We start from the raw sequence: 14,930 nt of genomic DNA on the forward strand, positions 1-14,930 counted from the left end.
CCCCTGTCGCGCTGACCGGGGTACCCCGCGTGGTCGTGTGGGGACCGGCGTCAATTGGCGACCACGGCCTGCTTGATCTCGACCGGGATCTTGGGCTTGCCGTCGCCCTCACCCCTCGGGCCGGCCTCGACACCACCGGCAGCCACCTTGTCCAGCGCCTTCAGGCCGTCCTCGCCGATGCTGCCGAACACGGTGTAGTTCGGCGGGAGCTGTGAGTCGCCGTACACCATGAAGAACTGGCTGCCGCCGCTGTTAGGCGCTTGGGTTTTCGCCATCGCCAGGGTGCCACGGGTGTATTTCAGGTCCGGAGAGACCTCGTCCTTGATCGTGTAGCCCGGGCCACCCTGACCCGTGCCGGTCGGGTCGCCGCACTGCAGCACCTTCAGCCCATCGGTAGTCGTCATCCGGTGGCAGGAGGTGTCGTCGAAGAACTTCTTCTTCGCCAAATGCACGAAGCTCTGCACGGTGCACGGTGCCTTGGCCCGGTCCAGGGTGAGCGGGATGTCGCCCTGGCTGGTCTTCAGGGTCACCTGAACCTTGCCCTGGTCCGGCGTGGGATTCGGGTCGTCCGGCATCCCCACGTTCTTGGCGGGCTTCTCCCCGGGAGCCTCGGTGTACTCGCAGGGCCCGCCACTAGTCTTGGCCGGAGTGGTCGGGCTCGTCGAGGCATCAGCCGCCGCGTCCGAGGTGGATTCCCTGGTCGCCAGGTAGTAGATGCCGGTGCCGACCAGCGCGGTCGCCACGACCGCCGACACCGCTCCCAGAATCCGGCGCCGCTTCGCACGCTCGGCGCGACGCTTGAGCTGACGCTCCAGCTTCCGCTTCGCGGCCTGGCGACGTTGCTCGTTGGTCGGCACCTGCTCCTCCTGATGGTCGACGGACACGGCTGGTGACAGAGGCGCAGTCTATGGCGACCACCTGTGAGGTCGGCATAGTGGCCGGTCTAATGGGCATGATCGCGTCAGTGGGTTGGGCGGCGTCCTCTAGGCTGGTCACCAGCTGAGGCCGCCCCACCCACCCGCACCGGAGGTCCACGTCGTGCTCGTCGTCGGGTTCCCGTCCGGCCCGTTGCAGGCCAACTGCTACCTGCTGGCCCCGGGCGAGGGCGAGGCGTGCGTCATCGTCGACCCCGGCCAGGACGTGGTCGAGCCCCTGGCCGAGCAACTGCGCAAGCACCGGCTGACCCCGGTGGCCGTGCTGCTCACCCACGGCCACTTCGACCATTGCTTCTCGGTGGCCCCGGTGTGCGACGGTCACGACATTCCCGCCTGGGTGCACCCCGACGACCGGTCGCTGCTCGCCGATCCCGGCCGCGGCCTCGGGCTGGCCGGGCAGGCCCTGTTCGGCGGCGGCATGCCGATGCGGGAGCCGGCCGAGGTGCGGGAGCTGTCCGACGGTGCCGAGCTGGACCTGGCCGGGCTGCGCATGACGGTCGACCACACCCCGGGTCATACCGGCGGGTCGGTGTCGTTCCGCACCGGCAGCCAGGAGGGGGGCCGGCTCATGCTGTCCGGCGACACCCTCTTCGCCGGGTCCATCGGGCGCACCGACCTGCCGGGCGGCGACCACGCCCGGATGCTGGCGACCCTGCGCGGCAAGGTGTTGCCGCTGCCGGACGACACGGTCGTGCTGCCCGGCCACGGGCCCACCACGACGATCGGCCGGGAACGCGCGACCAACCCGTTCCTGCTGGAGCTCGGCAGCGGCGAGGGCGCGCCCGCCGCACCACACAGAGGACTGTGAAGTAAGAAGCAGATGAGCGTCTTTACCGCCCCCAAGGGCATCCCGGAGTACTTCCCCCCCAACTCGGCGGCGTTCCTGGCCGTGCGCGAGAAGCTGGTCGGTGCGGCCCGTCGGGCCGGCTACGGCTACGTCGAGCTGCCGATCTTCGAGGACACCACGCTGTTCGCCCGCGGCGTCGGCGAGTCCACCGACGTGGTGACCAAGGAGATGTACACCTTCGCCGACCGCGGCGGCCGGTCCGTCACGCTGCGGCCGGAGGGCACCGCCGGGGTGATGCGCGCGGTCATCGAGCACGGCCTGGACCGGGGACAGCTGCCGGTGAAGCTGTACTACGCGGGTCCGTTCTTCCGCTACGAGCGGCCCCAGGCCGGCCGCTACCGCCAGCTGCAGCAGGTCGGGGTGGAGGCGATCGGCGTCGACGACCCGGCGCTGGACGCCGAGGTCATCGCGATCGCCGACACCGGGTTCCGCGACCTGGGGCTGTCCGGCTACCGACTGGAGATCACCTCGCTGGGCGATGCCAGCTGCCGGCCGCAGTACCGCGCGGAGCTGCAGGACTTCCTGCGGAAGTTGCCGCTGGACGACGAGACGCGGCAGCGCGCCGAGATCAACCCGCTGCGCGTGTTGGACGACAAGCGGCCGGACGTGCGCGAGCTGCTGGCCGATGCGCCGCTGATGGTCGACCACCTGTCGCCGGAGTGCCGGGAGCACTACGAGCAGGTCAAGGGGCACCTCACGGACCTCGGCGTGAAGTTCGTCGAGAACCCGCGCATGGTCCGCGGGCTCGACTACTACACCAAGACCACCTTCGAGTTCGTGCACGACGGCCTGGGCGCCCAGTCCGGGATCGGTGGCGGTGGTCGCTATGACGGCCTGATGGCCGAGCTTGGCGGCCAGCCGCTGTCGGGCGTGGGCTTCGGGCTCGGCGTCGACCGCACGCTGCTGGCGTGCGAGGTCGAGGGCGTCACGCCCGGGGACACGGCGCGGTGCGACGTGTTCTGCGTTCCGCTGGGGGATGCTGCCAAGGCGCGTCTGGTGGCGCTTGCGGGCCAGCTCCGCGCCCGGGGCGTCCGGGTCGACCTCGCCTACGGCGGCAAGGGCCTCAAGGGCGCGATGAAGGCGGCCGATCGGTCGGGTGCGCGGTTCGCGCTGGTGGTGGGCGAGCGTGACCTGGCCGAGGGCAACGCCCAGCTCAAGGAGCTGAGCACCGGCGAGCAACGGGCCCTGCCGCTGGACGGCGCGGTGACCGGGGTGCTGCGCGCCCTGGGTGGGAGCGATACGTAGGGAGACGGCCATGGGGGAGCAGCAGCGGCCCGAGGTCGTGCCGCTGGACCTGCTGGACCGCGCGGTACTGCGACGGCGGGCGGTCTCGGTGGCCCTGGGCGCGATCCTGGTGGCGGCCGCTTTCGGCGGCATCATCGGGCTGCTGGCCGGGCAGGTGGCCGGTTTGGTCACGGCGACTGTCCTCGGCGTGCCGCTGCTGCTCCTGGCGGTGAGTGAGGCGCGCCGCCGGATCTGGCTGGAAGGCGCCTCGGTGGTGGTGCGCGCGATCGGCACGCGCCGGGTCGACCTGCGCGACGCCGACTTCGACCTGCTGCTCACCGACGCCCGTGGGACGCGGACGGTCGGCATGTTCGTGCGTGAGCGGAGTAAGGGCCGCAAGGCCACCAACGTGGCATTGGCGATCTACTCCGGGACCGGCGGCCGGGAGTTGGGCATCCTGCCGCTACGCCGGCTCGCCGACACGTTGGCCGGGGTGGGCGACCCCGCGGCGCTGCTGTACTCCGAGCTGCTGGTCGCGCAGCTCCGCTCGGAGGCTCGCGGGGACGCGGCCCAGGAGCGGCCACTCCATCAGCTGGCTTCCCTGGCCCCGGGCGGCCGCCTCGCGCAGAAGCTGACGCCCGACGCCGTGGCCCGCTTCGTCACCTCCCTGGGCTGAGCGGTAACTATCTCAGCAGGTCGCGCTGGGTGCCGATGCCCATTCTCGGCCTAACTTGCCGCTCGACGCGATCTTGTCAAGTCCTTTTCCGTCCGCTGTGGACAGCCGCGTCGACCTGTGGATCAGTATTTTGACCTGCGAAAACGACCCGATAGGCTGGTCGTGGGGCGCCACCCCCGGGCGGGAGGGGGCTGCTTTCCGGAAGTCGCTACCGCCGACGGCGGGCGGTTTCCGGTGGCTCGTGACGTCGGAGGCCGGGCGGCAGGTCGATCGGCACCGTGGGCGGGTCGGCGTCCAGGGAGCGACGGCCATCCCCATTCGGGCTCGCGCCATCAGCATGGGAAGCCGCCGGAGCCTTGGCGGCCGCCTCATCCTCGGTGTCCTTCCCCGATGCGCCGCTCTCATCCGGCTCCTCGCCCCCGCGGGCGACAGCAGCGGATACCGGTTCGCCGCTGGCGACGAGGGCCGAGAGGGCGGTGGTGACCGGCACGGCCGCAACCAGTCCGACGCTGCCGACCAGCGTGCGCACCACCTCCTGTGCCACCGCCTGCGCGGTCACCAGCTCCCCGAAGGTCCGGCCGGACAGCGAGTACGCCAGCAGCATCGGCAACGCCGCGCCGGCGTACGCCATGACCAGCGTGTTCACCGCCGAGCCGACGTGGTCCCGGCCGATGCGCAACCCGGCCGAGTACAGCCCCCGCCAACCCAGGTCCGGGTTGGCGCGCCGGAGCTCCCACACCGCGCTGGCCTGGGTGACCGTGACGTCGTCGAGCACACCGAGCGCGCCGATGATGACCCCGGCCAGCAGCAGGCCGCGGGCGTCGATGCCGTGCCCGAGCAGGCCGATCAGGTTCGCGGTGTCCTCGTCGAGCCCGGTCAGCCGGGACGCGGCCGCGAACGCCCAGCCCAACACCCCGATCAGGGTCAGGCTGACCAGCGTGCCGAGGATCGCCGTGGACGTTCGCGCGGTGAAGCCGTGCGTGATGTACAACGCCACGAACATGATCACGCCGGAACCCACCACGGCGACCGGCAGCGGACCCTGTCCGGCCAGGATCGCCGGCAACACGAACAACACCAGCACCCCGAAGCTGACCGCCAACGCGCCGAGTGCGGCCAGCCCCCGCCACCGGCCCAGCAGGAGCACGGCGAGCGCGAACACACCCGCCAGGACGCTCAGCGGCCATCCCCGCTGGAAGTCAACCAGCTGGTAGGAGCTGGGGTCGTTGGGTGCCGCACCGGTGTAGGCCAACACCACCCGGTCGCCCACCGTGAACGAGGGCGTGCTCGGTTCCTGCGGCACCCGTTGCTGGATCAACACCCCGGCCGCCGGCCCGTCCTCCAGCCGCACGGTGACCGTCAGGCACTCGCTGGCCTGGCCGGCATCCGGCTGCCCGGCAGCAGGCTGCCCCGGCGCCGGCTGGGGGCTCCCCGGCGGAGCATTGCCCGGTCCCGCGGTGCACGGCCCGGCCGCCACCGCCGTGACCTCGCCGGGCACCGGGACGTGGTCGAGGCCAAGCTTGCCGCCGGTCGCCTGGTCGTGACCGAACGGATACAGCACCGCCATGCCCACGACCGTGGCCAGCGCGAGCGGGGCCAACAACGCGACGAGCAGCAGCCGCACCCGCCGGGATGCCGGCTCGACCGGGCCGTGTCCGTGCCCGTGACCATGGCCGTGCCCGGTCCGCGGCAGACGCGCGGCGGCCGTCCGGGAACCGCGTCGGTTCCCGGACGGCCGCCCGTCAGTGGTCCTCACGGGGTCACATGGTGCCGACCGAACGTCGGACGCCATACCACCGGTCGGCCTACCGATTCAGCTCCCGGTGATGAACCGGGCCACGCGCTCGCCGATCATCATGCAGGTCAGGTTCGGGTTGACGGTGGTCATCGACGGGAAGACCGAGGCGTCGGCGACGCGCAGCGCCTCGATCCCGAGCACCCGCAGCCGCGGGTCGACCACGGTCGTCGGGGCGTCGGGCGCACCCATCCGACAGGTACCCGCCGGGTGGTAGACGGTGTTGGCAGTGCGCCGCACGTACTCCGACAGGTCCGCGTCCTCCACCATCGCGGCACCGGGGGACAGCTCCTTGTCCACCCACTCCCGCAGCGGCGCCTGCGCCATGATCTCCCGCGCCAGGTGCACGCCGGCCAGCATGATCCGCTCGTCGTAGCCCTCCGGGTCGGTGAAGTACCGGAAGTCTATGAGCGGCTTGTCGTCCGGGTTGGCCGAGCGCAGCCGCACCGTGCCCTCGCTGCGGGCACGGGCGACGTTCGGGGTGAGCGCGAAGCCCTGCTCCGCGGTGGGGTAGCCGGCCGGCCCGGTCTGCATGTCGAACACCTCGAGCCCGAGGTGGAACATCAGGTCGGGGTGGACCGGGTCCTCGACGCAGGCGAAGATCCCGACCTCCCACAGCTGCGCGCTGGGGAAGTCAAGCGGCTTGCGGGACGACCAGTTGAGCACACCCTCGGGGTGGTCGAGCAGGTGCTCGCCCACCGGCAGGTCGGCCACCACGTCGATGCCCAGGGCACGCAGCTGGTCGGCCGGCCCGACACCGGAGAGCATCAGCAGCTTCGGGGTGTCGAACGCACCGGCGGACAACACCACCTCGTGGCGGGCCCGGATGATGCCGCGGTCGGTCGCCACCCCGGTGGCCCGGCCACGGTCGATGAGCACCCGCAGCGCCCGGGTGCCGGTGAGCACCTCGAGGTTCGACGGCAGTGCACCCAGCGGGTGCAGGTAGGACACCGACGAGGACTGCCGGATGCCGTCGGAGACGTTGATCTGGAACCGGCCAGCCCCTGGGCGCAGCTCACCGCTCTGGTTGAACCGCGTGGTGGGCAGACCCAGCTCGGCACACGCCTCGATCACCGCGTGGTTGAGCGGGTTGTCCTCGGGCGGCTCGTCCACGTGCACGCGCTCGCGCACACCCGCGATCGCCGGCGCGACCTCTTCCGGGCTCCAGCCGGCCGCGCCCAGCTCCACCCACTGCCGCAGATCGCGCTCGGGGGTGAAGAACGCGATGCAGGAGTTGTGCGAGGAGCAGCCGCCGAGCACCTTGGCGCGGGCGTGCCGGATGTTGCCGTTACCGCGCTCCTGCGGCTCGATCGTGTAGTCGTAGTCGTACTCCGACTCCAGCAGCTCGGTCCAGCGGCGCAGCGTCAGCACCTCGTCGCGGCCCTCGTCGGACGGGCCGGCCTCCAGCAGGACGACCGAACCCACCCCCCGCTCGGCCAGCCGCCGCGCGGCCGCCGCCCCCGAACTGCCGCCCCCGACGACGACGACGTCGTACTCACCCAGCAGCTCGTGCTTGCCGGTCACGCATTCCCTCCAGTAGTGCCCAGCCAGCCCGACCGGGCCGGCCGAAGGTTGTGGTAGACGTGCTTGGTCTCGGTGTACTCGTCCAGCCCGGCCTGCCCGAGCTCGCGGCCCACCCCGGACTGCTTGAAACCGCCCCACTCGGCCTGCGGCACGTAGGGATGGAAGTCGTTGATCCACACCGTGCCGTGCCGCAGCCGGCGCACCATCCGGCGGGCGCGACCGGCGTCGGTGGTCCACACCGCGCCGGCCAGGCCGTAGATGGTGTCGTTGGCCAGCGCCACGGCCTCGTCCTCGGTGTCGAAGACCTCCACCGTGACGACCGGGCCGAAGACCTCCTCGCGGACCGCGGTCATCCCGGAGCGGCACCCGTCCAGCACGGTCGGTGGGTAATACCAGCCGTTGGCCAGCTCGGGGTCGCTCGGTACCGCGCCACCGGTGCGGAGCACCGCGCCCTCGGCGACCGTGGCGTCGACGAAACCGGCCACCTTGTCCCGATGCGCACGGGAAATCAGCGGTCCAATGTGGACACCCTCGGTGAACCCGTCGCCGATCCGGATCTCGGCGACGCGCTCCACCAAGGCGTTGACGAACCGTTCGCGGATCTCCCGCTGGACGATCAGCCGCGCACCGGCGGAGCAGACCTGGCCGGCGTGGAAGAAAGCGGCCGTCAGCGCGTTGTCCACCGCGGCGTCGAAGTCGGCGTCGGCGAAGACCACGTTCGGGTTCTTGCCGCCCAGCTCCAACGCCACCTTCTTCACGGTGGCGGCGGCGTCGGCCATGATGCGCCGCCCGGTGGCCAGGCCGCCGGTGAACGACACCATGTCGACATCCGGATGGCTCACCATCGTGCTGCCCACGGGGGCACCGGCACCCAGCACCACATTGAGCACACCGGGCGGCAGGTCCAGCTCAGCCTGCACCAGCTCGGCGAAACGCATCGTGGTCAGCGGCGTCAGCTCGCTCGGCTTGAGCACCACGGTGCAGCCGGCGACCAGGGCGGGCGCGATCTTCCACGACGCCTGCAGCAGCGGGTAGTTCCACGGGGTGATCTGCGCGCACACGCCGACCGGCTCGCGCACCACCTCGCTGGCCACGTCGGGGTTCGGCGGCTCGACCGTGCGCCCGGTGTTCGCCGGGCCGAGCCCGCCGTAGTAGCGGAAGACCGCGGCGATGTCGGACATGTCCTGATGGCTGTCCGCCAACGGTTTCGCCGTGTCCAGGCTCTCCAGCTCGGCGAGCTCGTCGATGTTGCGCTCGATCAGCTCGGCGATGCGGTACACCAGCCGGCCGCGCTCGGCAGCGGGCAGGTGCGGCCACGGGCCCTCGTCGAACGCGTGACGGGCGGCGGCCACGGCCGCGTTGACGTCGGCCTCGCTGGCCTCACCGACCACCGCGACCACGCGGTCGTCGTGCGGGCTGCGCACCTCGCGGGTGCCACCGGTGGCCTCGGCCCACCGGCCGTCGATCAGCAGCCCCGTGGGCACCTTCGCGGTGCGGGTCATACCTTCACCTCTTCACTTGTCCTGTCCTGCTCGGCGGGCATGGGCATGGCCCGCCGCTCCGGCGAGTCCGGGTCCAGCGCCGACAACGGCACCGGCTGGTGCACCCGCCGGGTCAGCCACGAGACCACCAGGATGGTGGCCAGGCCGGCCAGCATCGACACGGTGCGGAACGGGAAGAGCACCGCACCGTCCTGCTGCCACGGCCACGGCAGCAGCGCGGGCAGCCCGAATGTCGGCTCACCACCGCTGAAACGCAGTAGAAAGCCCACGATGAAGCCCGCGACCACGCCGATCCGGTTGGCGAACGGCACGAACAACGCGCACACCAGCATCGGGAACAACAGCACGTACACCAGGTCGCTGGCGAGGTACCAGAGCTGGTAGACGCTGGCCACGTTGAGCGCGAGCACCGCGGCGGTCGCGCCGATGACGACGATCAGCCGCCGGATCATCCGCTGCACCTGGGCCGCGGTGGCCTTCGGCCGGATCAGCCGACGGTAGACGTTCCATCCGGTCAGCGAGGACGCCGACAGTACCGAAGAGTCCACGCTGGACATGACGGCGGCGGCCATGGCACCCATGGCAAGTGCGGCCACTCCCGTCGGCAGCAGGTAACGCAGCACGTATGGCAGCGCCATCGAGGGGTTGTCCAGCGGCGGCGCACCGGCGGCGCTGAAGTTCGCGGCGGTGGCGATGATGCCGATCAGAATGGGCGGAACCGCGGCGAGCATGCACAGCACACCGGCGCCGACCGACAGCCGGCGCGCGGTCTTCTCGTCCCGGGCCGACAGCACGCGCTGGAAGTACACCTGCCACGGGATGCCACCCATGACCAGCAGCAGGCCCATGTCCCACCAGTTCCACCACAGCGGGCCCCACGCCGGGTCGTCCCAGCCGGTCAGCGGCGGGAACAGGGAGGCGTATGAACCGAACGCCTCCTGATAGCCGGACCAGGCACCGCCGAGGCCGCCCACGGCCGACGCGGCGAACGGGATGGCCGCGAACAGGCCGATGAAGATCACGATGACCTGGACGACGTCGGTGATCGCGACCGACCACATGCCGCCGACGACGGTGTAGGCGATGGCGACCGCCGCCGACAGGATGATGGAGAAGGTGAAGTCCAGGCCGACGATGGTGCCGAAGGTGGTGCCCAGCGCGGTGAGGATCGCCCCGGACCAGAAGATCTCACCGAGTACGGCCGGGACGGCGCCGAGACCGGCGGCCCGCTTGCCGAAGCGGATGTCGATCGGGTCGAGCATGGTGGCGAACCGGCCGCGGCGCATCTTGCCGGCGAAGAACAGGCCGCCGATCACGAGGCTGAGCGCGTAGCCCCAGGGCGCCTGCGCCCAGGCCATGCCGGAGGCGAAGGTGGCCTCGGCGGTGCCGTTGATGTATCCGCCGCCCACCCAGGTGGCGGTCATGGTGAACACGCCGATCCACAACGGGATGTTGCGGCCCGCCACGAGGGTGTTCACCAAGCTTCCGCCCTTGCGCGCCGCCACGACCGCGCCCAGCCAGTAGAAGAGCGCGTAGAAGCCGATCATGGCCAGCAGGCCGGGCCAGGACACGTTCGGCTGGGTCAGCGCCACGTAGATGAGCGCGCCGGTGATGACGACGGCGAAGCCGCCGAGCTTGATCACCTGGGTTGCGGTGGCGGTCGGTTCGGGAGTCCTCGTCGCTTCGACGGACACGCCGCTCCTTCCGTTGGGATCAGAACCGCCGATCGAAGCTAGTCCAAAAGTGGGACGGGAGTCCTGGTTCTGGCTGAAAATTGTGGCTCATGACACGTCCGCACCATGTAACAAATTGCGGTGCCAGAACGAAATTCCACTCTCGTTTCCGCTGGTTACCGGCGGGTTGGCGGGGTTGCGTCCGTTGCCTCCGGCCGGCGGGCCCTCTTGCTTTTTCACCCGATAGGAGCTACGCGCGACTCCCTGCTGTCGATCAAACGCACTGCGCAACCGGTTCGAGTGATCGTCCTTGCCATATTGTCGAACAGGTGTTCGAATGGGTAGGTGCGATGGGAACGGCAGCGCGTGGTCGGCGGGGAGCTCGTCGAGGTCCCGGTGCTCCCCGGCCTGCCCGGGCTGGTGCGCAGCGTCCGGACGCCGGAGTTCCACGACGTCACCTTCCACGAGGTGGCGGCCAAATCCGCGCTGAACCGGGTGGCCGCGGCCTCCGCAATGCCATTCCAGTGGACAATTAATCCCTATCGTGGATGCACCCATCAATGTGTTTATTGTTACGCTCGTCGATCGCACACCTATTTGGATTTTGATGCGGGAAAGGATTTCGATTCCCAGGTCATCGTGAAGGTGAATATTGGTGAAGTGCTCACTCGTGAGTTGGCTTCTTCGCGATGGCAGCGGGAACACGTCGCGATGGGGACGAACACCGACCCGTACCAGCGGGCGGAGGGTCGTTACCGGCTCATGCCCGGCGTGATCAATGCGCTGGCCAGCTCCGGGACGCCGTTCTCCATCCTCACCAAGGGCACCCTGCTGTCCCGGGACCTGCCGCTGCTCGCCGAGGCGGCGCAGGAGGTCTCGGTGGGGCTCGGTGTCTCGATCGCCCTGGTGGACCGTGAACTGCAGCACTCGCTGGAGCCGGGCACGCCGGGCCCGCAGGCCCGGCTGGACCTGGTTCGGCGGGCACGGGAGGCTGGACTGCCCTGCGGGGTCTTCGTCGCGCCCGTGCTGCCCTGGCTCACCGACTCGACCGCGGCCCTGGATGCCCTGCTGGCCGAGATCGCCGACGCGGGCGCAACCGGGGTGACGGTGATTCCGTTGCATTTGCGCCAGGGTGCGCGGGAATGGTTCATGACTTGGCTGGAACGGGAGCATCCGAAGCTCGTGCCCGGATATCGTCGAATTTACGCGCGGGGGTCGTACGCGGACCGGCGGTACCGGAAGTGGCTGAGCGAGAAGGTGCGGCCGTTGCTGCGAAAGAACGGCCTGCTCCCGAAGGATACCTCGCCCAATGCGAACCCGGTACGTGGTGTTGACGAGGAGGCCAACTGGCCGGACGGCAGCCTGCCGCCGGAGAGCACCCGCAGTGCGCCACTCCAGCCGGAGCAGCTCAGCCTCCTCTCGCTGTAACCCGATACCCACCTGGACCTTTGCTCCGGCCTGGACCTCGTGGGAATAGCGGCGGCCGGCTGCTGGGTTCTCGGAGGTTAGCTCTCGCATGAGGAGGCCCGAAGTGGGTGTCAGGTTGAACGAGCGGGTGCGCCAGCTGCTGGACGGCAGGAACCATGCGACGCTGGCAACGATCAATCCCGATGGAAGCCCGCAGACCTCGGTGATCTGGGTCGGCCGCGATGGCGACGAGGTGGTCTTCTCCACCACGGCCGAGCGCTACAAGACGCGCAATATGTGCCGTGACCCGCGCGTGAGCATCACGATCTTCGACCATGGCGACCCCAACACCTACGCGGAGATCCGCGGCACGGTGACCTTCACGCAGGAAGGAAGCCGCGAACCGGTGGAACAACTCGCCCAGAAGTACATCGGCAGGGAGTTCTACCCCGAACCGCCGGACGTGGTTCGAGTGACGGCGCGCCTCACCCCCACCAAGGTCACCGGCTACGCCGCCTGAACCTCAGCCTCCCTGGCACTAGAAGGGTGACCAGGACCATGGACGGGGGACATGCCCACGCAGGCAGCGCAACCGGTGTTCGGCTTCCCGCCGCGCTGCCGGGTTCCTATCGGACTTACTCGTGACGAAGAGCGTCCAGCGAAGCTCCGAGATGTCGGCGAGGTTGTCGAAACCTGCCCAGTGGGTGACGTCATAGCCGTAGGCCGACACGAGGGCTTGGTATTCGCACTCGGGGATGCGATCGAACCGGGTGACATCAACGGCAAGCGGAACAAGGTCCCACTCGGGTCGGCCCCAGGACACGTGCTCGAGGTCGAGTAGTAGCGGCTGCTGGCGGTCGCAGACAGCAACATTGCCCTGCCAGGCGTCCCCGTGAACGACACACGGTGGGAGCCCGGGTGGGAGATGGCGCCACTGTTCCTTGAGCTGGGCAAGCCGATGCCGGAGGAACTCGCGGTCCTCCGGCGGGAGGAACGCGGCGTCGTCAATACGTTCAGCCATTCCATCGAAGGGCTTGAGGGCGGGCAGAGTGATGTCGTTGGGCGCCGGAAGCGCGTGCAGCTTGCGCAGCACCGCGCCCAGCTCGCCAGCGGTGGCAGGTCGGTGCGGTGGCAGCTCAGACCAGAAGGTCACCGGTCGACTACCAATTTCCACCGGTTGGCGGAAACCAGCAGCCGTAACCGCTGGCACTCCGCAGGCTGCCAGCCAGTGCGACACCCGTACTTCCTTCGCCGCTCGATCCAAACTTCCCGCCGGCCCAACACGTGCAACCATCTCTCCAGGCAGTCGATAGAGCACGTTGGATCCATCGCGGATCAGTTCGGCACCGCTCACGTCGATCCCGACCAGCTCACCCGCTCTGACGAGAACCTCGAACGCGGACGAAGCAGAGAGGCATACCATAAGCTGATCGTGTCAGGACTGCACCGACAGCCGCATCAGATCATGGTGAAGTGCGGTGACCTCGGAGTGTCGCCGGTGCCGCTGGGCGGCACCGGCTAGCCGTCCCATCTCCTCGAGCACCCGCCGGGACCGCAGCGGTGCTGCGTCGTCCAGTGCCTGACGTGCGATTTGCACAGCCTCAGCCGGGTCGGCGACCTGCATGATGAGGGTGGCCAGGCGCAGCCTGGAGAACACGCGCGAGCGAACGTACTCCGGCCGCTGTAGCTCAATAGCCGCGCGCAGGCGCGATGCCGCTGATTCGTAGCAACCTGTCTGCGCGGCAGCCGGTGTAAGGGCGCGGCCGGTGCTTCCCAGGTGCTCGGCCCGGTCGTAGTAGCACAGCCAAGGCGGATCGAGTGGTGGGTGGGCATCAGCGAAGTGCTCATCGGCGCGCTCGACCTCGGCGTATGCCGCCCGATTGCGCGCTGTCCTTGCGAGTATCTGCGCACGAACAGCGCAGACCATTGCCCGAGTGGTCGCGGTGAGGCGATCAGCTCGCACCCCGGCGAAGTCAATCAGTGACAGTGCCTCGTCGAGCTGCCCGACATGGGCCGCCATGCGAGCCATATCGGCCCGGGTGCTTGCCCGAAGGAGCCAGGAGTCCCCTTGCTCGGCACACCAGAGCGCGAAGCGGAAGCAGCGCTCGGCCGCCATGAAGTTGGCGACATCGAAGGCTGCGAAGGCGACCACACCTGCGAGGTTGCCGACCGCCTCGAACATCGCGCGTCGTACCTCGTTGCTGGCACGCCTGTCGAGAAGCTGGGCAGACCATCGAAGTTGGCTGAGCGCCGCCTCACTCGCGAGGCCACCCCCGAACAGGTTCTCTGCCTGCGCAAAGGCCCGAGTCGTCATCCGCACGTATTCGACGTCTCGCGAGCCGATCGTCGCCGGGAGCGCGGTGCGGAGATCGAAGTCAGCGAGGAGGCTGGGGCCATCGGCCCCCCGAACCTCCAGCTCACCAGGCAGGCGCGCGGCCGGAGGTTCCTGCCTGGGATACGAAGGAGCACCGTACGTGGATCGATAGAAGCCAAGTTCGCGGTCGGTCTTGGCGTTCAGGAGTGCGCGGAGGGCCTCCCGAACCTCCCTCACCTGGGGCCTTCCGATCACACCGCGCTCGAGCTTGCCAATGTAGTTCCCATCTAGCTCCAGCACGCGCCCGTCGTGGTGCTCGTAGATCCAGACATTGACCAGTTCGGCCAGCTCCTGCCGCGACAACGGCTCGCCCGGAGTCTGCGGTGAGGGCGTGCGCAGGCGCGCCCGGCGAAGGCTCTCGTTCGGCTGTGCCACGGCCGTCCTCCTCGACTGGTCCGCACAGTCTGGCACCGCCCGTAATCATTCAAGCACCCTGCGTCTTCCTCGGATCCTCCCTCGAACCTCCCCTTGACATCACCGCCTCGATCGTCCCGAGCAGTGGCAGGGCGACAGCACCCTCAATGCCATGACTCAGAGCGAAACTGATGCGGCGGCGGTGCGGGCGTTTCCGGAGCTACGGCACCTGATTACGCTTCGTGACGGCGGCTGGCGGTTCCTGCCCGCACCGCACGTCGGCGGCGTGCCGGTGCGGATCGACGGCTTCCGGGAGTACCCCGGCCACTGGGACGCCATCCGGGTGGAGTCTCCGGTCGACGTTCTCGGTATCCGAATGACGCGCGAGAACCCACCGGGTCTCGTCTGGGAACGCACCGGGAGCCTTGGCGAAGTCGTCACGGAGCTGGCTCTGCTACCACCACCCGACCATCGACTGGCGCCCTACCTCGTCACCGGGACGGCCCCACTCCTCGTCCCGGGACACCTGGAGCCAGCCCGATGACGCCTTCACTCCCCAAATATGCCGCCGATATCCGCGAGGGGAGCCTCCCGCGGCCCGGCCGGAGGGGGCTGCACC

At 69.5% G+C, this 14,930-nt stretch carries 13 protein-coding genes; 6 read left to right on the forward strand and 7 right to left on the reverse strand.

The features are described from left to right. Positions 1-50: 50 nt before the first annotated feature. Entirely contained in the window at positions 51-857 is an 807-nt protein-coding gene (locus IEY55_RS23630; RefSeq protein WP_189060734.1) for a peptidylprolyl isomerase, read from the reverse strand. 181 nt (positions 858-1,038) lie between these two features. Here IEY55_RS23630 and IEY55_RS23635 point away from each other — a divergent pair, with 181 nt between their 5' ends. From IEY55_RS23635 to IEY55_RS23645, 3 genes are read left to right on the forward strand one after another with little or no spacing between them, the layout of a single operon-like run. Continuing rightward, positions 1,039-1,743: an MBL fold metallo-hydrolase gene (locus tag IEY55_RS23635; protein WP_189060735.1), complete on the forward strand. Its 705-nt coding sequence runs from the start codon at positions 1,039-1,041 to the stop codon at positions 1,741-1,743. A gap of 12 nt (positions 1,744-1,755) precedes the next feature. After that, a complete protein-coding gene (gene hisS, locus IEY55_RS23640; RefSeq protein ID WP_189060736.1) occupies positions 1,756-3,027 on the forward strand; it encodes a histidine--tRNA ligase in 1,272 nt (423 codons plus the stop codon). 10 nt (positions 3,028-3,037) lie between these two features. After that, positions 3,038-3,682 (forward strand): hypothetical protein, encoded by a 645-nt coding sequence (locus tag IEY55_RS23645; RefSeq protein WP_189060737.1) that lies wholly within the window; start codon positions 3,038-3,040, stop codon positions 3,680-3,682. A gap of 208 nt (positions 3,683-3,890) precedes the next feature. On the opposite strand, the gene IEY55_RS23650 is transcribed toward IEY55_RS23645, so the two are convergent. The 4 genes from IEY55_RS23650 to IEY55_RS23665 are packed head-to-tail and all read right to left on the reverse strand — an operon-like array spanning position 3,891 to position 10,197. Continuing rightward, a complete protein-coding gene (locus IEY55_RS23650) occupies positions 3,891-5,438 on the reverse strand; it encodes a YibE/F family protein (RefSeq protein WP_373290052.1) in 1,548 nt (515 codons plus the stop codon). Between the two features lie 57 nt (positions 5,439-5,495). Then, entirely contained in the window at positions 5,496-6,983 is a 1,488-nt protein-coding gene (locus IEY55_RS23655; protein ID WP_189060768.1) for a GMC family oxidoreductase, read from the reverse strand. Between the two features lie 14 nt (positions 6,984-6,997). Further along, a complete protein-coding gene (locus IEY55_RS23660; RefSeq protein WP_189060739.1) occupies positions 6,998-8,503 on the reverse strand; it encodes an aldehyde dehydrogenase family protein in 1,506 nt (501 codons plus the stop codon). Next, a complete protein-coding gene (locus IEY55_RS23665; RefSeq protein WP_229686678.1) occupies positions 8,500-10,197 on the reverse strand; it encodes a high affinity choline transporter 1 in 1,698 nt (565 codons plus the stop codon). The genes IEY55_RS23660 and IEY55_RS23665 overlap by 4 nt, the downstream gene beginning before the upstream one ends. A gap of 324 nt (positions 10,198-10,521) precedes the next feature. Between IEY55_RS23665 and IEY55_RS23670 the strand changes: the two genes are divergently transcribed. Together IEY55_RS23670 and IEY55_RS23675 are read left to right on the forward strand one after the other, a co-directional pair. Next, positions 10,522-11,604, forward strand: coding sequence for an Rv2578c family radical SAM protein (locus IEY55_RS23670; RefSeq protein WP_189060740.1), 1,083 nt, complete (start codon positions 10,522-10,524; stop codon positions 11,602-11,604). A gap of 115 nt (positions 11,605-11,719) precedes the next feature. Next, positions 11,720-12,103: a PPOX class F420-dependent oxidoreductase gene (locus tag IEY55_RS23675; protein ID WP_373290053.1), complete on the forward strand. Its 384-nt coding sequence runs from the start codon at positions 11,720-11,722 to the stop codon at positions 12,101-12,103. Positions 12,104-12,121: 18 nt separating this feature from the next. Here IEY55_RS23675 and IEY55_RS23680 read toward each other — a convergent pair whose 3' ends face one another. Together IEY55_RS23680 and IEY55_RS23685 are read right to left on the reverse strand one after the other, a co-directional pair. After that, on the reverse strand, positions 12,122-13,006 hold the full coding sequence (locus IEY55_RS23680; protein ID WP_189060742.1) for an aminoglycoside phosphotransferase family protein: 885 nt from the start codon (positions 13,004-13,006) through the stop codon (positions 12,122-12,124). A gap of 12 nt (positions 13,007-13,018) precedes the next feature. After that, positions 13,019-14,260, reverse strand: a complete 1,242-nt coding sequence (locus IEY55_RS23685; RefSeq protein WP_189060743.1) for an NsdA family TPR-like regulatory protein — start codon at positions 14,258-14,260, stop codon at positions 13,019-13,021. Positions 14,261-14,483: 223 nt separating this feature from the next. On the opposite strand from IEY55_RS23685, the gene IEY55_RS23690 reads away from it, so the two are divergent. Beyond that, positions 14,484-14,855: a hypothetical protein gene (locus tag IEY55_RS23690; RefSeq protein WP_189060744.1), complete on the forward strand. Its 372-nt coding sequence runs from the start codon at positions 14,484-14,486 to the stop codon at positions 14,853-14,855. Positions 14,856-14,930: the final 75 nt, after the last annotated feature.

Origin of the sequence: Longimycelium tulufanense (assembly GCF_014645795.1) — a bacterium.
GTDB classification, from domain to species: domain Bacteria; phylum Actinomycetota; class Actinomycetes; order Mycobacteriales; family Pseudonocardiaceae; genus Longimycelium; species Longimycelium tulufanense.